Origin of the sequence: Nonomuraea sp. NPDC049784 (assembly GCF_040659615.1) — a bacterium.
Taxonomy (GTDB): Bacteria; Actinomycetota; Actinomycetes; order Streptosporangiales; family Streptosporangiaceae; genus Nonomuraea.
Genome location: NZ_JBFAMX010000002.1, coordinates 85,064 through 109,029, shown reverse-complemented (window position 1 = coordinate 109,029; position 23,966 = coordinate 85,064). Strand labels below are relative to the sequence as shown.

At 68.1% G+C, this 23,966-nt stretch carries 14 protein-coding genes; 7 read left to right on the top strand and 7 right to left on the bottom strand.

Going from position 1 to position 23,966, the window contains the following annotated elements; all coding sequences use genetic code 11:
• The coding region (locus AB0J09_RS01065) for an acyltransferase domain-containing protein (protein WP_360683119.1) at nucleotides 1–2,710 on the top strand (2,710 nt) is incomplete at its 5' end.
• An 86-nt stretch (nucleotides 2,711–2,796) separates the two neighbouring features.
• On the opposite strand, the gene AB0J09_RS01060 is transcribed toward AB0J09_RS01065, so the two are convergent.
• The gene (locus AB0J09_RS01060) at nucleotides 2,797–3,321 is read right to left on the bottom strand and encodes a hypothetical protein (RefSeq protein ID WP_360683133.1); all 525 of its coding nucleotides are present in this window, start codon (nucleotides 3,319–3,321) and stop codon (nucleotides 2,797–2,799) included.
• Nucleotides 3,213–4,016, bottom strand: a complete 804-nt coding sequence (locus AB0J09_RS01055; RefSeq protein WP_360683117.1) for a CPBP family intramembrane glutamic endopeptidase — start codon at nucleotides 4,014–4,016, stop codon at nucleotides 3,213–3,215. The genes AB0J09_RS01060 and AB0J09_RS01055 overlap by 109 nt, the downstream gene beginning before the upstream one ends.
• 324 nt (nucleotides 4,017–4,340) lie before the next feature.
• Between AB0J09_RS01055 and AB0J09_RS01050 the strand changes: the two genes are divergently transcribed.
• Both AB0J09_RS01050 and AB0J09_RS01045 read left to right on the top strand, forming a co-directional pair.
• Entirely contained in the window at nucleotides 4,341–6,296 is a 1,956-nt protein-coding gene (locus AB0J09_RS01050; protein WP_360683115.1) for an endo-1,3-alpha-glucanase family glycosylhydrolase, read from the top strand.
• Between the two features lie 382 nt (nucleotides 6,297–6,678).
• Nucleotides 6,679–7,269, top strand: a complete 591-nt coding sequence (locus AB0J09_RS01045; protein WP_360683113.1) for an SMI1/KNR4 family protein — start codon at nucleotides 6,679–6,681, stop codon at nucleotides 7,267–7,269.
• A 233-nt stretch (nucleotides 7,270–7,502) separates the two neighbouring features.
• On the opposite strand, the gene AB0J09_RS01040 is transcribed toward AB0J09_RS01045, so the two are convergent.
• Nucleotides 7,503–8,264 (bottom strand): SDR family NAD(P)-dependent oxidoreductase, encoded by a 762-nt coding sequence (locus tag AB0J09_RS01040; protein ID WP_360683111.1) that lies wholly within the window; start codon nucleotides 8,262–8,264, stop codon nucleotides 7,503–7,505.
• 189 nt (nucleotides 8,265–8,453) lie between these two features.
• Here AB0J09_RS01040 and AB0J09_RS01035 point away from each other — a divergent pair, with 189 nt between their 5' ends.
• The 3 genes from AB0J09_RS01035 to AB0J09_RS01025 all read left to right on the top strand — a co-directional run bounded on the left by AB0J09_RS01035 (nucleotide 8,454) and on the right by AB0J09_RS01025 (nucleotide 10,980).
• Complete coding sequence (locus AB0J09_RS01035; RefSeq protein ID WP_360683109.1) at nucleotides 8,454–9,326, top strand: helix-turn-helix transcriptional regulator; 873 nt, start codon at nucleotides 8,454–8,456, stop codon at nucleotides 9,324–9,326.
• A gap of 152 nt (nucleotides 9,327–9,478) precedes the next feature.
• Complete coding sequence (locus AB0J09_RS01030; RefSeq protein ID WP_360683107.1) at nucleotides 9,479–10,399, top strand: MerR family transcriptional regulator; 921 nt, start codon at nucleotides 9,479–9,481, stop codon at nucleotides 10,397–10,399.
• The gene (locus AB0J09_RS01025; protein ID WP_360683105.1) at nucleotides 10,396–10,980 is read left to right on the top strand and encodes a hypothetical protein; all 585 of its coding nucleotides are present in this window, start codon (nucleotides 10,396–10,398) and stop codon (nucleotides 10,978–10,980) included. Before AB0J09_RS01030 ends, AB0J09_RS01025 begins: the two co-directional genes overlap by 4 nt.
• 43 nt (nucleotides 10,981–11,023) lie before the next feature.
• Here the strand turns inward: AB0J09_RS01025 and ilvA are convergent, their stop codons facing one another.
• Nucleotides 11,024–12,274 (bottom strand): threonine ammonia-lyase IlvA, encoded by a 1,251-nt coding sequence (gene ilvA / locus AB0J09_RS01020; protein ID WP_360683103.1) that lies wholly within the window; start codon nucleotides 12,272–12,274, stop codon nucleotides 11,024–11,026.
• Between the two features lie 102 nt (nucleotides 12,275–12,376).
• Nucleotides 12,377–13,087 carry a hypothetical protein gene (locus AB0J09_RS01015; RefSeq protein ID WP_360683101.1) on the bottom strand — a complete coding sequence of 237 codons (711 nt, stop codon included), beginning with the start codon at nucleotides 13,085–13,087 and terminating at the stop codon, nucleotides 12,377–12,379.
• Nucleotides 13,088–13,379: 292 nt separating this feature from the next.
• Between AB0J09_RS01015 and AB0J09_RS01010 the strand changes: the two genes are divergently transcribed.
• Nucleotides 13,380–13,724 (top strand): hypothetical protein, encoded by a 345-nt coding sequence (locus AB0J09_RS01010; protein WP_360683099.1) that lies wholly within the window; start codon nucleotides 13,380–13,382, stop codon nucleotides 13,722–13,724.
• A gap of 7 nt (nucleotides 13,725–13,731) precedes the next feature.
• Here AB0J09_RS01010 and AB0J09_RS01005 read toward each other — a convergent pair whose 3' ends face one another.
• Complete coding sequence (locus tag AB0J09_RS01005; protein ID WP_360683097.1) at nucleotides 13,732–14,451, bottom strand: hypothetical protein; 720 nt, start codon at nucleotides 14,449–14,451, stop codon at nucleotides 13,732–13,734.
• Between the two features lie 116 nt (nucleotides 14,452–14,567).
• A complete protein-coding gene (locus AB0J09_RS01000) occupies nucleotides 14,568–23,282 on the bottom strand; it encodes a DNRLRE domain-containing protein (RefSeq protein ID WP_360683095.1) in 8,715 nt (2,904 codons plus the stop codon).
• Between the last annotated feature and the right edge of the window lie 684 nt (nucleotides 23,283–23,966).

Here is a 23,966-nt window from a genome sequence, read left to right as displayed (position 1 = left end):
CGGTCACCTCGAGGGCGCCGCCGGCATCGCCGGCCTGGTCAAGGCCGTCCTGGCGCTCGACCGCGGCGAGCTCCCGCCGAGCCGGCTCGGCAAGCCCAGCCCGGCCGTCGACTGGACGGGCGCCGGGCTGCGGGTGGTCGACGCGCCGACGTCCTGGCCCGCCTCCGCGCATCCGCGCCGGGCCGCGGTCTCCGCCTTCGGCTACGGCGGCACCGTCGCCCACGTCGTCCTCGAACAGGCGCCGCCCGCCGGACCACCCGCCGAGGGGACCGCGGGCCGGCTGTATCCGGTGTCCGCCGCGTCGCCGGCAGCGTTGCGGCAGGCCGCAGGCAACCTCGCCGGCGTCGCCGGTCGCCTGCCCTCGGCCGACGTCGGGCACACGCTCGCGCTGCGCCGCGCCCACCTGCCGGACCGGGCGGTGGTGGCGGCGCAGAGCCCGGCCGCGCTGGCTGACCGGTTGCGCGCCCTGTCCACCGGCGCCTCGCACGACGCGGTGACCACCGGGCGGGTGCTCTCCGATCCCGGTCCCGGCCCGGTGTTCGTGTTCTCCGGGCACGGCTCACAGTGGGCGGGCATGGGCCGGGAGCTGCTGGCGACCGAGCCGGTGTTCGCCGCGGTGATTGACGAGCTGGAGCCGGTGTTCGCCACCGAGATCGGCTTCTCGCCACGGGAGGTGCTCGCCGAGGACGAGCTGACCGAGGTGGACCGGATCCAGACCATGATCTTCGCGATGCAGCTCGGCCTCGTCGAGCTGTGGCGCGCGCACGGGGTGCGCCCGCACGCGGTCATCGGCCATTCGGTCGGCGAGATCGCCGCCGCCGTGACGGCCGGGGCGCTGAGCCGCCTGGACGGCGCCCGGCTGATCTGCCGCAGGTCCCGGCTGCTGGGGCGGGCCGCCGGCCGCGGCGCGATGGCCATGGTGCACCTGCCGTTCGCCGAGACGGCGCGGCTGCTGGGGGACCGCACCGACGTGGTCGCCGCGATCGCGGCGTCACCCGGCTCGACGGTCGTCTCCGGCGATCCGGACGCCGTGGCCGACGTGCTGGCCGGCTGGATCAAGGAGGGCATCCCGGGCCGTCGGGTCGCCTCCGACGTGGCCTTCCACGGGCCGCAGATGGATCCGCTCCTGGCCGACCTGACCGCCGCCGCGGCTGACCTCACGGTCGGCGTCCCCGGCATCCGCGTCTACTCGACGGCGCTGGACGATCCGCGCGCCAACCCGGGCTTCGACGGCGCGTACTGGGCGATCAACCTGCGCCGGCCGGTGCGCCTGGCCGACGCGGTCACGGCGGCCGCGGCCGACGGATATCGCGCGTTCGTCGAGATCTCCCCGCACCCGGTGGTCACCCACTCGGTGCTGGAGACGCTCGGCACGGCCGGTCACGAGGAGGTCTTCGTCGGCACGTCGTTGCGGCGGAACCGTCCCAGCCTGCTGGCCGGCGTGGCCGCGGCGCACTGCGCCGGCCTCGACGTGGACTGGCGCCGGCTGCAGCCGGCCGGCGGGCCGGTCGTGCTCCCCTCATACCCGTGGCAGCACCGCAGGCACTGGCGTGCGCCGTCGGCCCCGGACGCCGCCGGTCGCGGCCACGATCCCGGCACGCACACGCTGCTCGGCGACGGCCTCGATCTCGCCGGCACCGACGTACGGCTCTGGCGGACCAGCGTGGACGACCAGACCCGGCCCTATCCCGGCAGCCATGCCATCGAAGGCGTGGAGATCGTGCCGGCTGCGGTGCTCGCGGCGACCTTCTTCGCCGCAGCCGGAGGTCAGGTGCTCGGCGAGGTGAGGATGTCGGCGCCGCTGCTGACCGCCGACCGCCGCGAGGTCCAGGTCGTGCGGCAGGGAACCGGACTGCGGCTGGCCGCCCGTGTCGCCAGTGAACCGGACGCCGCCTGGCAGATGATCGCCACCGCCACGGTGCCCGCCGAACCGGGAGAGGCGCCTGCTCCCCCGGCGCAGCCGCTCGTCCAGGCGGAGCCGGGCCAGGTCACGCAGCGGCTCGCCGCCGTCGGCGTGCCTGGCACCGGGTTCGACTGGACGGTCGAGGAACTGCTGCGCGGCCGCGGCGCGCTGCTCGCCCGGGTCCGGTGCGGGCCGGCCGCCACGTGGGCACCCGTTCTGGACGCGGCGATGTCGGTGGCGCCGAGCGCGTTCCCCGGTGACCCGCTGCTTCGCATGGTGACGAACGTCGATCGGCTGGTCACCGTCGGAGAGCCACCGGACACGGTCGACATCGAGGTCTGGCTCGACCCCGAACGCGCCGACACGGTGCAGGTACGGGTGACCGACCGCGCCGGCACCGTCGTCGGCTGGCTCTCGGGGCTGCGGTACCCGGTGATCGACGTGCCGGCCGCCGCGGAGAACGGTGCCGAAGGCGTGCGGCCCGCCGAATCCATCGCCGATCTGGGGCCAGAGGAACTGCGTGCGTTCCTGCTCGAGGAGGTCGGCGCGCAGATCGCCCAGGAGATGCGGCTGGCCCCCGCCGACCTGTCGCCGTACCGGCCGCTGATCGAGCAGGGGCTGGACTCGGTGCTGACGGTGGTCGTCCTGCGGCGGCTGGAGAAACGGTTCCGATGCTCGCTGCCGACGACCTTGCTGTGGCGGCAACCGACCGTCGCCGCGGTCTCCGACTACATCGCCGGGCTGGTGTCCGCCTCGGGCGGTAACGGGCACGCCCACGCGCCGGTGGGCGGGGGTTCCTTGATGTAGGGCTCGAGCGTCTCGCCCGGCTCGTCCACCTCAGGGTCGCGATTGTCTGCCGCCACCCGTGTCACCAACCTCATGGGACAGAACATCTAGAGCAGGTGCCGGTGCGGGCGGTCTGTCTCTTGGGGCTGATTGGTGTGCTGGTGAGTAGCGGCCCAGGAGGCGAGCAGGCGGAGCGCGTCTTCGGACGGGGAGCCTGGTTCGGCGGCATAGATCGTCATGGACAGGTCCGGCTCGGCGCGCAGGTCCATGCTCTCGTAGGCAAGGGTGAGGTCGCCGACGATGTGATGGCGAATGTGCTTGACGCCGGTGCCGTGCGTGCGGACGTCTGCGAGCGGTGAACATGCTCGGGGACTGGTTGAAGAGCCGACATCAACCTCAGTGTCAGTCCGGCCTGGACCACGGGCAGCCCGGGGTCGACCTGCTTGGCGCCCTTGTGGCCTGCTCCGGAGCGACGCATCCGGCCCTCGGCCAGCGGACGGTACCCCCTCGTTTCGAGGCGGTCTTACATCGAGTAGGCGCCGGAGGCGAGGGCGATGACGCCGACCACGGTCATCAGCAGCGCCGAGCCGGGGTGCATGGCGATCGAGATGCGGATGTCCTGCTTCTTCCAGGCGAGCCAGACGCCCGGGTAGAGGAAGACGAGCTTCGACAGGACCGTCCAAGGGGCCCAGAAGTGGTACACCGAGAAGAAGAAGGTGTTGAAGAACGGGGCCCACTTGCCGAGCTGCGGGAGGCGGGGCAGCAGGAAGCCGCGGAAGTAGTACTCCTCGAGCAGGGGCAGGGTGAAGCCGGTGAACGGCGCGCAGATGAGCAGCGTGGTGAGCACGAGCTCGTGCGAGTAGCCCTGGAGGTAGGCGGTGCCGTCGGGGCCGGCGCCCTGGTAGTTCACCCAGGTGAAGAACCAGTCGTAGACGATGTTGTCCAGCGAGGTCAGAGAGAGCGAGACCACGGTCATCCACACGAGGCACGCGGCCCCGAGCCAGAAGACCTTGCCGCGCGAGACCGGCTTGTCGCGATAGTGGACTACGCCCTTCATCGTGAAGCGGCCGGTCTTCTTCTTGCCCAGCCACAGCAGGAATAGCTGGAGCGGGAAGAGCACAACCGCGAGGGCGATGGCCCAGGCCAGGAAGATCGGGAAGTGTATCGCCCGGACCAGGGGGGCGGCGATGAACGCGTACACGGCGACGATGACCGCGCCGGGCACCAGGTGCAGTGCGATGGAGAACGGGACGGAGTGACGGTCGGCGAGGAGCTTCGCGACGAAGCCCTTCGGCTGGGCGCCTTGGCTGTCGGGTGAGGGTCGCATTGCTGTATCCATGTCGAGAATCGTGGCCCCTCGACCCGACACGGACCTGACATCGCGCTGACACGGCTTCGAGTCGCCGTGAAAGGCGCAGGTCACGGAGCCACGCTCCGTCATATGTAGCGGAGGACGCGAGCTCGAAGAAGGTCGAAGTTGGCTCGGCCGAACAGCCGGTGCGTCAGCGGTCGTGTACGGAACGAGTTGGTGACGTTCCAAAAATCAGACTTCGGGCCAATGGCAGGAAAAGGTGGTTGATCTTGCCTCATCCTTGGGTCTTGCACAGCGGCTCCGCCCCCAGGAGCCGCGTCGAGAGTCAAAGGGAGTTCCATGGTCAACCGATATCGGGCGTTACTGGCGGCGGTGGCGGCCTCGGTCACACTGGGGACCGTCGCCGTCGCCCCCTCGCAGGCGTCTGCGGTCGCTCCGGTCAGCGTGACGTTCGCCGCCGCGGAGGACGTGTTCGTCAGCCAGGCCGAGCCCGCCAAGAGTTTCGCCACCGCGACGTGGCTGAGCGTCTGCGGCTCCGGCTGCGGCGGCGTCGCCGCGGGGCAGCGCATGGCCCTGACCCGGTTCAAGGTCACCGGGATCCCGGAGGACGCCGAGGATGTCAAGGTCACCCTGGACGTCGTCTCGGCCAGGACGACGGACACCACCATCTCCGCCCGCGAGGTGACGGGCTCGTGGACCGAGGCCGCCACCACCTGGAACACCCGCCCGGCGGCCGGTGACAGCGCCGTCGCCTCGCACACCGGGTTCACCACCGGCGCGACGGCCAAGCTGGACGTCTCCTCCGCGATCGTGGGAGACGGCACCTACGCCTTCGCCCTCACCGGCACGTCCGACACCACGACCGTCCTGATGTCCTCGCGTGAGACCGGCGACCGCGGGCCGAAGCTCACGGTCACGTACACGCCGGGTTCGGGGGAGGAGCAGACCGACGGGCCGCTGCCGTTCACCCTGGCTAGCACGGCGGCGCTGCGGGCCTCGGACAAGAAGGTGTTCGCGCACTACTTCACCCCGTACCCGATCTCGCTCGACAACGCCGCTCCGGAAAACGATTACTACGCCCGCAACTACCTCAAGCCGGAGGGGGAGAGCGGCAAGCATGCCGCGTACGGCGGGCTGCTCCGCGACCGGCCCGCCGGCCGCGCCCCGATCACCGGCGACTACGCGCTAGCCGACCTGAAGACCGAGGTCCAGCAGGCCATCGCCGCCGGCATCGACGGCTTCACCGTGGACATCCTGTCGGTGACCAGCGCGAACTGGACGCGCGTGCAGAACCTCATCAAGGCCGCCGAGGCCGTCGATCCCGGCTTCAAGATCGTGCTCATGCCGGACACGAACGGGCTCGCCTCGGTGGACAGCGCCACCCTGGCCGCGGCCATCGCCAAGCTCGCCGCGTCGAAGTCGGTCTACCGGCTCGCCGACAACCGCCTGGTCGTCGCCCCCTTCAAGGCGGAGGGCCACACCGCCGCCTGGTGGGCCGACTGGATGAAGATCATGGAGACGGCGCACGGGATCAAGGTCGCCCTGGTGCCCTGCTTCATCGACTTCGGCAAGAACCGCGACGCCTTCGCCTCGATCAGCTACGGCTTCTCCAACTGGGGCAGCCGCAGCCCCGCGGGCAACGCGAACCTGACAGCCAACATCACCACCGCGCACGGCATGGGCAAGATCTGGATGCAGCCGGTGTCGGTCCAGGACGAGCGGCCCAACCAGGGCATCTTCGACGAGGCCGGCAACACCGAGAACCTGCGCGCCTCGTGGAAGGGCGCGATCGACGGCATGGCCGACTGGGTCCAGCTCACCACCTGGAACGACTACTCCGAGAACACCCAGTTCGCCCCGTCCAGGAACGCCGGGTGGACCTACCTGGACATCAACGCCTACTACCTGACCTGCCACAAGCTCGGCTGCCCGAAGATCACCAACGACGTCGCCTACCTCACCCACCGCGTCCAGCCGGTCGCGGCGACGCCGTCGTTCGAGCAGACCAAGCTGATGAACCTGCGCAGCGGCAGCACGGCGGCCCGTGACACGGTCGAGGTGCTCAGCATGCTCACCGCGGCCAGCAAGGTGTCGGTCACCATCGGCGGCACCACGCAGACCTACGACGCGCCCGCCGGGGTGTCCGCCAAGACCTTCCCGCTGAAGGCCGGCACTGCCGCGGCCACCGTGACCCGGGGCTCCGCCACGGTGGCGAAGGTCACCTCGCCGTACACCATTACCGCCACGCCGTACGTGCAGGACCTGCACTACCGCGCGGCCTCCAGCGAGCGCTGACCTGGGCAGGCCCCGGGCACGGCGGTCAGCCGCGCGGCCATACGGCGGTGCGGGCCGCCAGCGCCGGGCAGGACGGGGCGCTCCGCGCAACTCACATACCTTCGCTTAACCGCGACCGTGGCGTGGATACGGACGGCGAGGACGATGACGGCTCAGCGGAGGCGCTGGTGCCGGTGGCGTAATCGCCAGCTCATCGCCCGGCGGCGGCCGGGCGGCTAGGACGAAAGAGGCCCAGGCCAGGGAGGTTGTCCCTGGCCTGGGCAACTGGCGACCCTGCCCGACGTCGGCACGCCGACCCGCTAGTGCGCCTGTTGCGGCGTTTGTCGGTGCGACCTCGTAGGCTCGCGGCCACGTTGTCGAAGGGATTGCCGTGGAAGACCCGATGGGTATCGCAGCGCTGACCAAGATCCTGCCTTCGGATCTCGGTGCGGACGAGGAAATCGATTGGTCGGCAGCAGAGATGCGATGGGGCACGCGGTTCCCACGTGACTACATGGCCTTCATGTCCATCTATGGCGCCGGCGCGTTCGACGCCGCCGACGGGCGGGGCGGGGGCGTCATCCTCATGCCGTTGCCCAAGGAGAGCATCTACCTGGACGATGAGACCTTCGAGGATGAGACGCAGAACGCCCGTGCCACCTGGGAGATGCTGGGGGGTCAGGAAGGCCTCGACATCGACCCGGACGACATCCTCGCCTGGGGCGTCACCTCGGGCCCCGACATCCTGTGCTGGCTGACCACCGACCCTGACCCCGACGAGTGGCCGGTCCTGGTCTGCGGCCGACACACCGACGAGGACTTCACACTCTTCCCCTGCGGCATGGTCGAATTCCTCCGCAGGCTGCTCCTGGACGAGCACGACCCCTACCCCCTCAGCATCGACCTGCCGCCTGTCGCCGTTCCCGCGCCACCACATCAACGTGATCGGCAAGTACTCCTTCGTCCTGCCGGAGCTGCCCGGCGGCGTGCGTGAGCTCCGCGACCCCGATGAAGCCGACGAGGACGACGAAGCCGCTTACAACACGCACTGAACGATGGAGGCGGCCGGACTTCCCGAGCTCGCGCCGCCGCTGAACCGTCGCTGCCCCGGCAGGGTGGGCTGCGGAGGCGGGGCCGTTCGGGGGGCGGGGTTCGTGTCCAGGACGCGTGGCTGCCCGTTGGCCGCCCGGTGGCGATGAGAGAGGAGGCCGTCGGCGGGGAAGGGCGTCAGCCTTCGCGGTTAAGGAGCATGGCCAGGGCCTGGGAGCGCTGTGCGACGAGGTCGTCGTAGGTGCCGTCGCGCTCGGCCCAGCGGTGCATGAGGACGCCCTTCACGAGGACTTCGTGAGGCGTGGGGTTCTCCGAGAGCAGGTGCATGACCTCGGTGGCGAAGTCGTCGAGCGGCAGCGCGTGCGGGTTCACCTTTTCCTGACCTGCTGTGGCGACGGCCGGGGGGACAAGCTCGACGACGCCGACACCCGTGCCGTCGAGCTGCGCGCGCAGCGCCTCTGAGTAGGCGTGCACCGCGGCCTTCGAGGCGGCGTAGCTGGGCATGGGCGGGAACGGCAGGAAGGCGATGCCGGAGGTGACGGTGATGAAGGTGCCGGCGCCCCGCCGGACCAGGTGGGGGGTGAAGGCGTCGATGACCCGGATGGTGCCGACCAGGTTGGTGTCGATCGTCGTCTCTGCCGCCTCGAAGTGCGCGGGGTCGCGCAGGTCCTCCAGGAGCATGACGCCCGACATGGTCACCACGGTGTCCAGCTCGGGGTACCGGGCGAGCACGGCGTCACGGACAGACGTGACGGAGGAACTGTCGGTGACGTCGATACCGAACGTGCCGAAACCTTCTTCGGCTAGTTCCGAGAGTGCCTCTGGGCTGCGGCCGCCAACTGCCACGGTGCTGCCCGCTGCGGCGAACCGGCGGGCCAGCTCTCGCCCGATACCCGAGGATCCGCCGACGATGAGAACGGTGCGGTTGGAGAGATCCACGAGATCTTCCCTTCAGTCCAGGGCGCCGACGGCGTTCAGGCCCGCGGCGCAGACAGTGATGTTCTCTGTCCTTCTCAAAACGGTGTCACCACAGTCTTGACGGCATTCGGTGGATGTGGCAGGGCTCTCGTCTTCCCTGGTCCTGCCAGGGCCCCCTCTGAGACACGCGCACCGCATTACGGTGTCGGTATGAAGGATGAGGAATCCGGCAACCGGCTCGGCAGCTACCTTCGTGCCCGGCGTGAGCTGGTCTCCCCGGCGCAGGCAGGACTCCCCTCCGGCGGAAACCGCCGCGTGCCCGGCCTGCGCCGTGAGGAAGTCGCCCTGCTCGCCGGAATCAGTCCCGACTACTACCTGCGCCTGGAACGGGGCCGTGACAGGAACCCCTCACCCCAGGTTCTCGAATCACTCGCGCGCGTCCTGCAGCTCGACGGCATCGAGCGGACGTATCTGCTCGGCCTCGCTGCGGCACGCCCCAGGGCGCCGCGCCGCAAGCGGCCCGAGCACGTACCGGCGCGAGTGCACGAGCTACTCGCCCACCTTCAGATCCCCGCGTTCGTCGAAGGGCGCGCGTTCGACGTCCTGGCCTCCAACCCCATGGCCGTCGCGCTCTCCCCCCGCCTGCGGCCCGGCCAGAACCGGCTTCGTTCCCTCCTCCTCGATCCCGAGGAACAAGCCTTCCACCAGGACTGGACGAAAGCCACCGCCGACTTCATCGCCGCCCTTCGCACCACCATCGGGGACGACACCGACAACCCCCGGTTCGTCGAACTCGTCGGAGAACTCGCACTTTCCAGCCAGCGGTTCCGCACTCTGTGGGCCCGCCACGACGTCCGCAGTCTCGACGGAGGCACCACCACGGTCCACCACCCCGTCGTCGGTGAACTACGCCTCCATCGCGACAAACTCCCCATCGACGACGTCATCCTCGTCGTCTACTACCCCGACAAGGACAGCGACAGCGACGAGAAACTGCGGCTTCTCGCCGCACTTTCACACACCGAGTCCGCCGGCACAGCGCACGACAGGCGGGCGGACGACCCGTACCCAAAGACACCCTGACGAACACGCGCCGCCCGCGCCCGAGAATGACATGTTCTCGGAAGCCACGGGCCTACCAACTTCCGAGAGTCCGGTGTCGGCTACGCCGTACGGCCCCTGTTCCGCGCTGGCCGCTTTGACCTCGCCCCAGGGGAATGGCCCAGGCTAGGCGCGTGAACGACGCGGATCTCTTGCTGCCTGGCGAGTTCGGTGCTGCCGCCCGGCTGTCGCCGAAGGCGCTGCGGCTCTATGCGGCGCAGGGCCTGCTGGTGCCGGTCTACATCGACCCCAGCACCGGGTATCGCCGCTATCACCGCGACCAGATCCCGCTCGGTCGGCTGATCGGACGGTTACGCATGCTGGACCTGCCACTGGCCCGCATCGCCGCGCTGCTTCCACTCGACCCGCAAGCGCGCCAAGCCGAGCTGCGCGCCTGGGTGGCCGCCCAGGAGATCGAGCTTCAGCATCGGCGTGAGTTGGTCGAGGCGCTTGATTGCTCGGATCGTGCGGCCGCCGGCACCCCGACGCTCCGGGCTCGCCCGCAACGCAAACTGTTGTGCCGAGAACAACGTGTCCACATCGGCGAACTGGATGCTTTCATGGCCGACGCACAGGAGCGGATCCGTGCCCGGTTGCGGGCAGTCGGATTGCCCGGCGACGGACCGACGTTGGTGCACTTCCACGGATTCGTGACCCGGGACAGCGACGGGCCGGTAGAGGTCGCGGTGCCGTTCACTGGTTCGGTGGATCCCGTCGACGATCTGCGGGTGAGACTTTCGCCGGCCGGCACCGACGCCGTCCTGCCAGTCGCCAAGGCTGACGCCGACTTCCCCAAGATCTTGCACGCCTACAACGCGTTGGAAGCCTGGATCGACGCGCATCGGCTGGTATGCGTCGCCAGCCCGGTCGAGATCTGGCCCGGCACCCTGACCGGGGCCTCGTCGACGCAGTCGCACTGCTGGGTTGGACCTGCCAACGTCAGGGTGCGGACGACGACGAGCAAGCCCTTGCGATGCTGTGCGACGCGGTCAAGGCGGGCCCGGTCCTGGCCGGGCCGGTGGAAAACGGTCTGCTGCGGCACCAGCCCGGGATGACCGGGCCGATCGAGGCGGACCACTTCGTCACGGTGCTGGACGCCGACGACACGCTGGTCCGATTCCACGACCCACACGGACACCCCTACGCGACCCTGCCAACCGGGGATTTCCTCGCCGCGTGGCGCGCCGACACCATCGCCTACCGGACCACGCCGTACACCATGCGCAGTGAATTTCAGCGGGTCCGAAAGGTCACCGCCGAGGCGGCGCTTCGCACGGCCCTGCCCGGTGCGGTCGCCTGGCTGCGCGGACGCGATGAGCTCGCGGTGCCACCGGGCACGATGGGTGGCGCTGCCGGGGTCGCCCGGCTCGCGGACATGGTCACTGGTGGGCTGGATCCCCAGGTGCGTGATCACCTGATCCACTTCGCGATCCGGGTCGGTGCCCGACGGCTCACCGACGCCGCCACCTCCTTCGCCGCCCTCGGGTACCACAGGGCCGCCGCCGTGGCCACCCGACAGGCTCGGCTGGTGGGTAGCCTCCAGTATGACCTCGTGGCCGGGCACACGACGTCCGCCGCTGAGACGCTGCGGCAGCTCGCCCCTACATACGAGGAGTTGGCCACCGCGCTCAGCTAGAGCCCGTACGAATCGTGGATCACCAGCACGCGGTGGCGAGGTGTCAGAGAACAAACGTGAACATTGGCGAGCCCGGTGGGATGCGCTCCACCGTGAGCGGGCTGGCCTTCATCCGGGACAGGAGACTGTCGAGGTCGCCGGCCCGCTCGAGTTCGATGCCGACAAGCGCCGGGCCGGTTTCGCGGTTGTTCTTCTTGACGTACTCGAAGGCGATGATGTCCTCGCCCTCTCCCAGAACCTCGTCCAGGAAGTGGCGCAGGGCGCCGGGGCGCTGTGGGAAGGTCACCAGGAAGTAGTGCCTCAGCCCGATGTGTACAAGAGAGCGCTCCAGCACCTCGTTGTACCGACTGACGTCGTTATTGCCGCCCGACACCACGCACACCACCGGTCCTCCAGAGGCGTATGGCAGGAGCTCACGGGCCGCGGCACCCGCGAGAGCTCCGGCGGGTTCGGCGATGATGCCGTCGGTCTGGTAGAGATCCAGCATCTCGGTGCACACCGCGCCCTCATCGACCGCGACCACCTCGTCAACCAGATCCTTGACCAGGGGGAACGTGGCGTCTCCCACCCTTCCGACGGCGGCGCCGTCCACGAAGGTGTCCAACTCGGGCAGGGCGAGAGGCTCGCCGTGGTCGAGGGCGGCTCGCATGCTGGCCGCTCCGGCGGGTTCGGCGCCCACGATGCGGGTGGCGGGTGAGTGCTCGCGCAGCCAGACGGCGATGCCGCTGATCAGGCCGCCTCCACCGACCGGGACGACCACGGTGTGCGGCGCCTCCCTGCACTGCGCCAGGATCTCCAGGCCGACCGTGCCTTGCCCGGCCATCGTCCTGACGTCGTCGAACGGATGCACGTAGATGGCACCGGTGTGTTCGCTGTCGGCGTGCGCGGCGCTGCTCGCCTCGTCGTAGGAGCCGCCGCCGACCACGACCTCCACCCGGTCGCCGCCGAGCGCCGCGATGCGCTCGCGCTTCTGCCGTGGCGTGGTGGACGGGACGTACACCCGACCGCTGATCCCCAGACGGGCACAGGCGAACGCGACGCCCTGCCCGTGGTTGCCTGCGCTCGCGCAGACCACGCCGCGCCGCCGTTCCTCATCCGTGAGGGAGGCGATCAGGTTGAACGCCCCGCGCACCTTGTAGGAGCGACAGACCTGCGCGTCCTCGCGCTTGAGCAGCACTTGGCCGCCGAGCAGGTCGGACAGCCGATGGTTCGGCTCCAGTGCAGTATGGCGTATCACCGGCCGTAGCCGTTCGGCCGCCTGGCTGATCAGCCTGGCGGTGAGGCGGTCGGTCATGCACACTCCTGGCACAGCGGTGGATCAAGGGATGGTGGCGGGGCGTGTCGTGGTGGCCACGGTCGCAGCCGAACAGGCGATCGCCGGGAACGGTGCTCGCCGTCAGTCGAGCACACCGGCCACAACGATCCCACCAGGCATGCTATTCCGGCAGCGCCCGCCTCTCAGCCGGACGGCGTCGGCCCTTCGCTGCGCGGGAGAGGTGGCCAGCCCTAGATCAAGGGGTTCAGGCCCTCTCGGACGCCTAGGACGCCGAGATGAGCCTCCACCTCCTCTATGAGCCCTTCCAGTGTCGGTGAGCCAGGCCAGGTTTGCTTCGTGACGCTCGCGGGCGAGACGTTCTCGTTCGAAGAGGGCTTCTGTTTTGGTCAGCACCAGGGTGTACGGGCGGCCCTGCCGTCTGGTCTCGTGACGGACGGGCAGCTCCGCGTCATTTATTCGGGCGTGGACATGCCTGCGCTTGTCCTTTGCGAGCGGCCAGTCGAGAGCACGCCGTTCAGGATGCTGGAGGAACGTGCCGAGCGCTTCGCACAGGTCGCACGCGCATCCGGTGGGCAGCTCGATCGACCAGCCGCCCGGCGCGCGTTGTGGCCGCGCCAGTAATGCCCGGATCCGTTCGGCACAGTTGATGGCCAGCTCGCCGAAGCCCGCGTGGTGCCCCCCGGCGGCGCGCAGCGTGGCCATCGCCAGCACGTACGCCCGATCACCGGCCGTCCGCGCGAGCTTGTGGGCGTCCTCCAGTACGCCCGTCGATCCCAGCTGGGCCGCGGCCGCGATGATCCCGGAGCATGGCGCCCCAAGGCGGTCAGCCATGCTTCTTGCCGGGGGGTGAGAGGCCCGTCGATCGCCGGACCGACCTGGCCCGCGAACATCGTCCACGACAGATCGACGATGCGGCGGGCGGCCGTGGTGGACGGGCTCCCCTCCACCGAGAGCGCGGTACACAGCCGTGCAAGATTCTCAAGCCATTCCAGCGGCGCCTGGGCGAGGCCGTAGGAGCCGGGGGTCCCCTCGTGGTTCGTCGTGGTGGGCAACTGGTCGATGGTGGCTGTTGGTCGGCTGCTACGCGGGGTAGCCGCGCCGTCCCGTGTCTCGCGGGAGGAACGTGTCGGGCTCCGGCCGTTCCCCGCCGGCGCACGTGCTCGGCGCGGTGCGCCTCGGCGAGGGCGATGTAGATGTCGAGGGCCTTTCGCCGCAGGCCGGGCAGGCCCGGGTCCAGGCCGGGCCGCAGGAGACGACCGGTGAAGAGCGGGTGCGCGATCGTGCGGCGTTCGCGGCCCTGGCACGTCTCAGCTCCATCCGGCGTGCCCAGGACGCCGAGCGGCGCCACGTGCGGGCGGACACCGCCCACAGGTACGCCGACGCGGCCGCCGCCCGGCTCCGCCGCCTCATCGACCAGCGGGGCGAGCGGTCACCCAAACAGCAGGACCGCTTCTCGCCGCCCACCTGACGGCACGTCAGGAGTGCTCCCGGAAGATCGACATCAGCCTTTCCGCCGCCTCAGGGGAGAGCCCGCCGGTGAGGAACTCCGTGTGGATGAACAGGTCGCGCTGACCTCCCTTGACATTGAACTCCAGCGTTTCAATCGTCGCGATGGCCTCGTCGCGGTCCTCGGCCTCTCCCCATCGCTCGGCGTCCCGCATCGCGATTTCCAGGGGGCCCGCCGCGTCGCGCAGGATGAAGTAATCGTCGCTGTCCGGGAACCGCTGCAGGCCGAGGTCGATCCCGCCCCGGAAGGCGACGTCCTTCATCCGCGCCGCGGAGAAGTCGTTTCCCTCGTACCTGTTCCTCGTGCGTCCCAGCTCTGCGTCCTCCGCATAGGGTTTCGCGGAGAAGATCACCGATTCGATACGCCCCGAGAAGACGCAGTCCACGAATTCGGCGTCCCGGAAGTCGAGACGGATCAGGCTCGTGTCCAGGAAGGAGCACTTGATGAAGGTGGCCCGGCCGGGGTCGAGGCCATCCCCCTTGAGCGTGCTGCCGTCGAAAACGCACTCGGTGTAGACACTCGGCCGCCGGCCGCCTCCCAGACAGCCTTGGGTCGCGCGGATGCGGCGGAAATCGCACTTGGTAAGGTGGCTGCCATTCGCGACGGAGATGTACTTGAAACGCTGCCCGGAATAATCCGCGCCCTCCGATCGGGTGCCGCTCAGCTTAAGCTCGCCGCTCGCTTTCATCGGCTGCCCTTTCTGTCGTCTCAATCATAGGTATGTATTTTACCGCAGTTCTTTCAGGTAACAAGGAGACGCTCCCGGACGAGGTCCGGGAGCGTCTCGGGTGTCAATCGGCTACCTCATGAAGGCAGGCGGCCGACGCTGTACAGGAGGTACGGCACCCTGCTGTACACCCCCTTCGTCGTCCGGCCGAGATGGTTCGCATAGTCCTTGACCGTGGTGAACTCCACCCAGTTCATCAGGCGGCGGTCGTAGAAGTCGACGCCATGACTGGATTTGTAAACCCATCGACCGGGGTCTATCGCGTTCGCTTCCTTCTCCAGCGCGCGATGGAATGCCGACCCCAGGTAGCGGCGCGCCTGCTTGTATTTTCCGGCCTTGAGCAGCTTGCGATATTGTTTCAACTCGCCGTCCCGGAAGCCCTCCATAATTTTGTCCGGTTTCATCGCGAGCTGTTTTGCTGCGGTCTCGAGTGCGGCGGCGGATTCCGCGTAGCGAGCCCGGACTCCGGCGGGCAGGTCGTCCCTTACCTTGACGCTGAAGGTGAACCCGCACTTTGAGGCGTTGTGTGCCAGGACCGATGCGGTGCCCGCCAGCACGTAGTAGGTGTGCAGGTCGGCGACGGTCAGGTTGTGGACCCGCTGGTGCGCGGTCCGCTTCTTGACCGCCTTGACCTGGACGTACGTGCCCGAGGAGGTCCGCAGCCACATGCCGGGCTGAAGATCCTTGGCGTAGACCCATCTGCCCAGGTCACGGACCCAGAACGGGTGCTCGTCCGTGGCGGTGAGCTTGCCGGTCTTCTTTTCCTTCTTCCCGTCGGCGTCGACGGTCCTGCCGCCTGCGTCGACTGTCTTCTCGTCCGTGTCGACCGTGATGTCGACCAGCTTCTTCTCGCCGTTGCCGGTGATCAGGTCGGTGACGGGCTCGGACTGGGTCTCGCCGGTCGCGGTGTCGGTGGCCAGCACCTTGTCCCCGACCTTGACCTTGTCGATGTCCTTGGTGCTCCCGTCAGCCATCTGGACCTGCGTGCCGGGCACGAAGCTGTTGGGCGTGCACCCGCCCGTCAGGCCCCGGCCGCCGCCCAGGAGCCTGCCGAGCCCGAAGGTGGCCGCGCCCATCGCGCCACCGGCCAGCGTCTCCAGGGCGAAGTCGCCGGCGTCGAAGCTGCGGTTGGGATCCAGGGCGACGCTCGTGCTGTAGCCGGCCGCCGATCCCGCCGCTCCGGCCGCTATGGCGACCGCGAGCCCGCAGGTGATCCCGCCGGTCTCGGGGCAGAACACCGCGAGCCCGCCGACGGCCAGCCCGGCCAGCAGCCCGACACCGAAGGACGCGAGTTCGTGCTTCCAGTTGAACGGCGCCGTGTAGTGCAGGTTGGCGATGCTCAGGCCGGCAGCGTAGCCATAGCGGTTGCTGGTGGCCGGGTTGAGGTTCAGGCCGAGATCGGCGTCGGCCCCCTGCTGCGAGTCTGGGGTGAGGTACTGGTGGCTGGTGGGCAGGTAGTTCCGCGTCCCCATCTGGTAGCTGGCTGAGAACTGGTCGTACCGACTGGCCCCGAACCAGTACGGGTTGTAGGGCTCCTTGTAGGGGTTGTGGGTGTCGGGGGTGTCCACGCCGCTGACCGATCCGGGCACCAGGGAACCGAAGACGCTGTAGCCGTACGTGGCTCGGGTGTCGCCGGCGTCGGTGGTGAGGATCTCGACATTGCCCTGCGGGTCGTAGCCGTAGACGCTGCGCTCGCCGTTCGCGCCACCGTCGAACTTCGCCATGGACAGGCGCTCGTCCGACGCCGAGTACTCGAACGAGCGGGTGATCGCCCCGGCGACCTCCTCGTCCAGCACCTCGCCCGACATGCCGAGGTAGGAGTAGGTGGTCTTCTTGCCGTCGTTGTCGGTCGTGGAGGAGGTACGGCCCAGCGGGTCGTAGGTGTACTGGTTGACCCGGTTCACGTTGTCAACGCCGACCTGCTCGGTCTGAATGATCTGGTCGAAGGCGTTGTAGGTGTAGGTGGCCGTCGGCGTGTGGTCATCGCCGGAGGTCACCTGGGCGAGCCGGCCGGAGGGGTCGTAGTTGTACTCGGAGCCGTCGTCGCTCTTGGCCAGGCGGTTCCAGTCGTACCAGAAGTACGTCGAGTCCCCGGCGATGTTCTGCAGGACCACGTTCGAGTTGGCGTCGTACCTGTACTGCTCGTCGAAGGCCCAGCCGGAGTTGGCCACGCTGGTGACCCGGTCGCGCGGGTCGTAGTCGTACTCCTTGGTCACGTCCGGGTCGAGGCACTTGAACTCGACGCACTGCACCTTGATGTGGTCCTTGGAGACCTGCAGGTCGGCCTGGTACTCCAGGGTGTGCTCGTCCTGTACGGCCCCGTCGGCCTTCTTCTCCACCGAGTGCTGGAGCAGCCCGTCGAGGTAGTAGTCGTAGGTCGAGACGTTGCCGTTGGACTTGGTCTCGGTCTTCCGCTGGCCGCGCGGGGTGTAGGTGTACTGGGTCAGCCTGACGTTGGGGTCGGTCGCGCTGGAGCCGTTGCGCACCGTGTCCATCAGGTCCCGCGCGTCATAGGTGTAGTTGGCGACCGTCTTGTCGTGACCGCGGTAGGTCAGGCTGCCAATCTCGTTGTAGTCGTAGCTGGTGGTGTTCTTGAGTGCCCCGGCCAGGCTTTCCCTGATCTGGTGCACCTGGTTGAGGTCGGTGTAGTCGAGGTCCCACTGGTCGATCGTCGCGTTCGACGCGGTGTCGGTGACCTTCTTGAGGTTGCCGTTCGGGTCGTACAGGTAGTCGAAGGAGACCGCCTGCGGGTACGGCGGGCTGGACGATCCGCCCTGGTCGGCGTGGTGCTTGAGCTTTCCGTCGGGGTGGTAGCCCCACTCCAGGGTTCGCTGCAGGGTCCCGTCCGCCGCGGTGACGGTTCGCTGGGTCTGCTCGCCCAGCTCGTTGTAGTCGTAGCTGGCCGCGATGCCGAACGGGTCGATGGACTTCTTGATCCAGCCGTTGTCGTAGTACTCGGTGTGGCTGACGATCCGGCCGCTGTGATCTTCGTTGGCGAGGTGATCGGAGTCGCCCGCAGGCAACTCCACCGTCTTCAGGCGCGAGGCCGCGTCATAGGTGTAGAGGACGCTCTGAGGCGTGCGGTAGGGGAGGTCCGGATAGTTGTGGTTGTCGTCCTTGTCGAACGGGTAGACCTGCTCGGCTACGCGATTCAGCTTGTCGTAGCGCAGCTCTGTGAGGAAGTCGCCGTCGTCGTCAGCGGTCGCCACTCCACGTGGGTTGATGATCTTGGTCTGGTTGCCGACCTGGTCGTACTTGAACTGGCGGATCGTCTCCTTCTTGACCCCGTCGACCACCTCGTGCGGGACCCGCGTCTCGACCACCTGGCCGCGCTGGTCGTACACGGTCGTGGAGACGGTGCCGTTCTCGTCGGTGGAGGTGGTCTCCAACCCGTCGAGGTCGTACCCGGACTGGGTGGTGTACCCGCCGGCGTCGGTCACCGTCTTGACCTGGTGGTTGAGGTCGTAACTGAACTTCGCCGTGAAGTCGAGCGGGTCCGGGGTGGCCGCCTTGCGGGGGTCGATCACCATGGACAGGTTGCCGACGTTGTCGTAGTAGTACCTGGTGATGAAGCCCTTGGCGTCGGTGATCGTGGAGAGCTGGTAGATCTCGTCGAGGCCCTTGGTGGTGACGAAATCGCCCTCGGTGGCGGTCGCGTTGCCGTTGGGCTCGGTGATCGTCAGCCGGTTGCCGACCTTGTCGTAGGTGAACGAGGTCTTGCGCTCCGGGGCGTCGCTCTGGTCGTCCTTGGGTTCGAGCTGGTAGTTCACCCGGTCGTTGGCGTCGTAGTCGGTGGTCGTGACGGCGCCGTTGGGCGCGGTGGCCGTGGTGATGTTGTCGTTGAGGTCGTAGATCGGGGCGGGCGTGGTGATGGTCTCGCCAGTCGCGTGGTCCTTCTCCACCGTGCTGGTCAGGAGCCGGCCGTACAGGTCGTACGATCGCGTGGCGACCGTTCCCAGAGGGTTGATCACCGACAGCGGCAGGCCCCGCCAGTCGTAGCCGAGGTGGGTCGCGTCACCGTTGGCGTCGGTGATGAGCTGGGGCTGGCCGGTCGCGTCGTACTCGTCGAACTTGGTGAGGTTGCCGTTGGCGTCGGTGGCCGTCCGCACCTGACCGTAGATGTCGTAGGTGTAGGAGGTGGTGTAGTCGCCTGCGGTGGCCGTGGTGTTGCCCACGGGGTCGGTTACGGACGTCAGGTTGCCCCACGGGTCGTAGGCGAAGGTGAACTGGCGGCCTTCGGGGCTGGTCTCGCCGATCAGGTCGGCGATGTGCCCGCCGAAGCCGTACTGGTAGCTGAGGACGGTGGTCGGGGTGCTTTGGGCGGTCGCCTCGGCGTCCTGGATCCAGAGCTGGTTACCGGTGAGCGGGTCGTAGGACGCCCTGGTGATGGCGCCGTTGTCCTCCTGCTCGCTGGTCAGGTTGTGGTCGTCGTCGTAGCCGAGGGTGGTCACCTGGTTCTTGGCGTTGACGATCCGCGTGGGCCGCCCGTACGCGTCCAGGTGGTAGGCGGTGGCGTGGTTCTCCGCGTCGGTGACGGTGGTGTCGATGGTTGAACCAGTCGGCCCGTCGGGGTCCACGTAGGCGAACTTGGTGATGAAGCCGAGCCTGTCGGTGATGGTCTTGGACGACCAGTGGAACTTCGGGTCGTCGCCGGCCTGCGGGTAGTAGTAGTCCAGGTCGGTGCCGTGGTTGCGGGGGTCGATGACCTTCACGAGCTTGGCGTTGTTGCTGCCCTGGGTCATGTCGTACTCGAAGCGGAACTTCTTGGGGTTCTCGTGGCCGTCACCGTCGATCATCTTGGCCATCAGGCCCCAGCTCGTGTACAAGAAGGTGATCTTGCGGCCTTCTATGTCACTGACGGACTTGACGTGATCGATGATGTTCGGGTTGACGAGGTTGGCCCAGTAGACCTCTTCGTTCTGGTCGTTGATCCAGGTGTAGTTCTCGCCCTTCTTGTAGTACTCGACCGTCAGCGTCTGCCGGTTCGCCGGGTCAGTGATGTACTGCAGGAACTTCACCGGCTTGTTGTTCGACTTGCGCGAGGCGTACGTGAAGGACGCCGTGTTGATCATCCCGTTCCGGTCCTGCGTCTTCGACAGGTAGCCGTCGCAGTCGAAGTAGAACTGGGTCCGGTCGGGCTGGGTCATCACCCACGCCTGGGACTCCTCGGTCTTCGGCCCGCAGGTCACCAGGTGCTGCAGATACAGGTGCACGCCCTTCGGGCTGAACCACTCGTCCGAGTCGTCGTCCTTGGTGAAGGTGTGGCTGGTGCCGTCCCCGTCGGTCATGGTGACCGTGGTCGGGCTCGTATTGGGGTGGAAGTCCAGCGGCGAGCCGAGCCGCATCGGCATGGAGGCCTGCAGCGACCAGCCGAACCCCATCGAGCTGTTGGAGGTGTCCTTGGAGTTGTAGGCGAGGTTGAGGCTGGAGGAGAAGTCACCCCGGGACTGGTGCAGCCAGGCGTTGTAGTTCCACACGGCGTTGCCCGAGTACAGGTTGGTCTCCACCACGCCGCCGGCGCCGGTGTCGCGTCCCCGGTACTCGTAGAAGTCCTCCAGCCCGAGCTGGTCGGAGGTCGGCTTGTCCACCGCCACCGTCTGGGTCAGTGACGGGATCACCTCGCTGGCCGACAGCCAGGTGCCGGTGGTCTTGTTGTAGAGGTCCGACTCCAGCGTGTAGCTCGTGCGCTTGTTGCTGTCGTCGGCCGTCACCGGCGCCTTGACCTGCGCCTGGACGGTCACCGTGTCACCCGGGGCGAGGTCCTTGGGCAGCGCGGTCTTCACCTGGTTGTCGGCCGTGGTCACATCGGTGCCGCCGGGCAGTTTCCAGCGGTACGACAGCACGTAGTCCGACGCCTTCCACGTCGCCGCCGTGGTGTTGGTGATCGTCACATCGGTGCCGGTCTGACCACCCTCGACCATCCGGAGCGCGGTGTCGGGCGCGTAGTAGGTGTTCTCTGTGGTCTTCTCCAGGTACGTCACGCGCAGCTGGGGTCGCAGCTGCGGCTCGGCCGCCTCGTCGGACAGGAACAGGGTCCGCTCGGCGGGAGAGGTCTCGTTCGCGAGCTTGACCATCACGCCGTGGTTGCCGGAGGGGGCGGAGACCCAGCTCTGCGCGAGCGACGTGGCGGTGAAGCTGCGCCGGTAGGGGTCGTTGCTGAGCCCGGTGTAGTTGCCGGTCACCGTGGGCGCGTACTCGCCGCCCGGCGTCGTCCACGTCCTGGCGGACGTGGCCTTGTTCCACGTGGCCGTGGTCTCGTCGAAGTCGCTGTTCAGGCCCCGCAGCTCGTACGTGGCCGTGCCCGACCCGATCATGGTCACTTCCCACAGGTCCACCTGGGCGTCGAGCACCCGGGCGCCCTGCGGGATGTCCGAGACCCCGGCGAACTTCAGCACCGCCCGCGTCTTGCCGTACGTGCCGGAGTTGTTGCCGACCGACAGCCACGGCGCGCCCGCCAGCATGTCCTGGTTGACGTCGGGCTGGCCGCTGGCCAGCGTCGTGGCCGCGGTGCCGCCCTGGAAGACCTTGACGGTACGGCCGGCCTTCGGCAGCGCGGCGATCTCCGTCGGGCCGGGGATGATCTGCCCGTCCTTGGTCTTCACCGCGACCATGTAGTAGTAGACCTGGCCGAACGGGTCGGTCGAGTCGGCCGGGGTGGGCCTGGCCGTGGAGTCGGTGATCTCCGTGGTGTCCGACGCCACGGGCGAGACGAGCGTGGCGGCCGACGGGGTGAAGGTCTGGAACACGCTGCGGTGGACCTGGTACTCCACTATGTTGTCCGACGTGGCGTCCGACGGGTCCTGGTAGGCGGGCCAGGACAGCTTCGCGCCGCTCGCGTTGATCGTCGTGGGAGGATCGACGTTGACGCCCCGGCGGTCGTAGGTGAGCACCAGGCGCGGGTAGGTCGCGGTCTCCCCGCCGTAGGAGTACAGGCTGCCCTCGTAGCGCACGCCGCCCTTGTTGAGGGTCTCGTCGGCCGCCTTCAGCACGAAGCCGTAGTTCTGCGCGCCGTCGAGCCACGACTGGACGATGTTGCGTACCGCGAACGAGTGCCACTTGCTGCCGTTGTCCGTGGCGGTCTTGACCTGGGTGGCGTCCTTGGTCAGCCGTACCGCGTCGGCGATCACCGCGGTGGTGGCTGTGGCGGGGCCATCGCCCAGCACGACCTTGCCGGTGGTGCCGGCGACGAACGGGTGGGTGCCCAGCGTCTTCCACACGCCGTTCGTGGTGGATGCCGCGTTCTGGTTGACCGTATACGCCTTGCTGCCGCCGTTGTAGGTGACGGTGTACGGCGCGTTCGTGGCCCGGTCGGATGCCTCCACGTAGTGGACGTCGACCCGGTAGTCGCCGTCCTCGGTCAGGCGCGGGGTCCAGGTGTAGCGGTCGCCCGCGACGGTGTCACGGTTGTAGAGGTAGTCGCCGTTGACGGCGTTGGCCGCCAGGGTGCTGGTGGACGTCGGCCACGCGCCCGTCGCCGCGGTCTTGCCCTCGTCGTCGTCATCGACGACCTCGGTGTTGTTGCCGAGCTCGCCGGTGATGTTCTTGGCCGAGTTCCAGGTGGCGGACGTCTCCTCCCAGGCGGCGGTCGCGCGGTGCGCCTCCAGGGTGACGTCGTAGGTCGTGCCGGTGCTGGTCGGGATGTCCTGGTCCCAGTAGACCTGGAGCTGCGCCGAGTCGATCTTGGTGCCGGACGGCACCCCGGTCAGCGGGAACTTCAGCAGCGACCGCGACACGCCCACCGACGACGTACCGGTCGACAGGCGCCAGCTCTCGTCGTAGTTCGTGTCAGGGGAGTCGGAGACGATCATCGTGTCCTGCGACACGCTGGGCGTCGGCGAGATCTTGATCGTCGGGTCGATGACCACCGGGTACTGCCGGGCCGGATCCGTCAGCCACGCCTGATCCGCGCTCACCGTGATCCGCAGCAGCCCCGCCGCCGCGTCCCACTGCATGCTCTGCGACACCTTGTCGCTGTAGGTCTTCCCGTACGGCGAGGAGGCGTCGTCACGGGCATCGGTCATGAACGGCTTGGGGATCTCCATGACCGGCGAGCCGTCGAAGTCGCCGCGGTAGAACGCGATCGAGCCGTTCGGCCGCTGCCAGGCCCGCAGCCCGTCCGCCCTCATGGTGAAGGTGTAGGTGGCCTGCTTCGGCGGGGCGTCGAGGACGATCTGCTCCTTGGCGCCTTCCGGGGTGACCTGGTACGACAGCCGCCCGCCTTCGCCGTACGCGTAGGTGGCGGTGTTCTCCTTGACCTGCGGCTTGCCGCGCTTCACGCCGTCGGCTCCGAGCGTCAGCGACACGTCGTCCAGCTCGACGCGGAGGACCGAGTCGGGATCGGCGCCGAAGAAGCTGCTGAAGACGTTCCTCTGGTTGCCGTACGCGAAGCCGGACCGGTCCGTGGGGGAGAGTTTGGTGGCGATCGGCTGCCACTTGCCGGACTTATCGCGATAATTCACCAGACCTGCGGAAACTTCCGCTTGCTGCCGGCCGTCCTCCAGCAGGAACGTCCGCGAGTGCGAGCTGCGCTTGTCGGCCAGCTCCTTCACCCGCCTGGCCGGCGGAAGCTTCTGCGCCGCGGGCTCCTGATCGCGGCGGGGCACCGCGTTCACGCCGAGATCGCGCGGCTCGGGCGTCCTGTCGCCCTCGCCGGTCAGCCAGTCGTGGAGCTCTTCCAGCCAGCCGCGCTCGCTGTCCGGCTTCCACCCGCCTCGCGCGTCGGCCGGGGAAGGCGGGCTGGGCGTGGTCGCCAGGGCGGGCAGTTGCCCGCCGCCCACCGCGACGGCGATCACCAGTAATCCTGCAGTTAATCGACGTAACCTTCGCATTTTCCTACGTCCAGCCACGAGCTGGCCTCCAGAGTCGGAAGTGGAGCCCAAAAAAGGCATCAGTGATGCAGGCCATGGCCTGACACGAAAAAGCCATGGCAAAAGTCGATGGACACGGGAAGAAATTGCGGACGCGAGTTTTGAGGGCTCGGGACTCACGTATCCCGATCGAGGTAGGTTGGGGGGCCTCACCTATGCAGTCCCGGTGATCGTCAGCCGATCCTGACCGTTTGTCAAGCCCGGCTCATCTGGGGTACTGCGCCTGGCAGGAGCCGCATCCAGGTACCGATCCGACTCCTCCGACTGACCGTTGGGCCGAATTTCGGCCCAACCGCCCTTGTGAGCTGGCCGGACGAAAACCGTCCCCGCGCACCATGATCGCAATTGATGTAACGAGGAGTGTATAGACTTGTCAGCACACTGTGTACGTGTCACGGTTTCAATACATATGGTCGGGGAAACCCGGCAGTCCACCAATTGGACAGGCGTTTACTGAAACACCTCACCCACGTGACCTGCCTTCTAAAAGGCCGGGAAGGGGCCTCGCCGGGTCCTGGCGTCATGCGCTTCATCGTCGATTAACGATTAATGGGGACGAGGGCCGGCCTCAAGCACGCCCTGGATCGCGCCCAAGCCGACGGCTGGCCT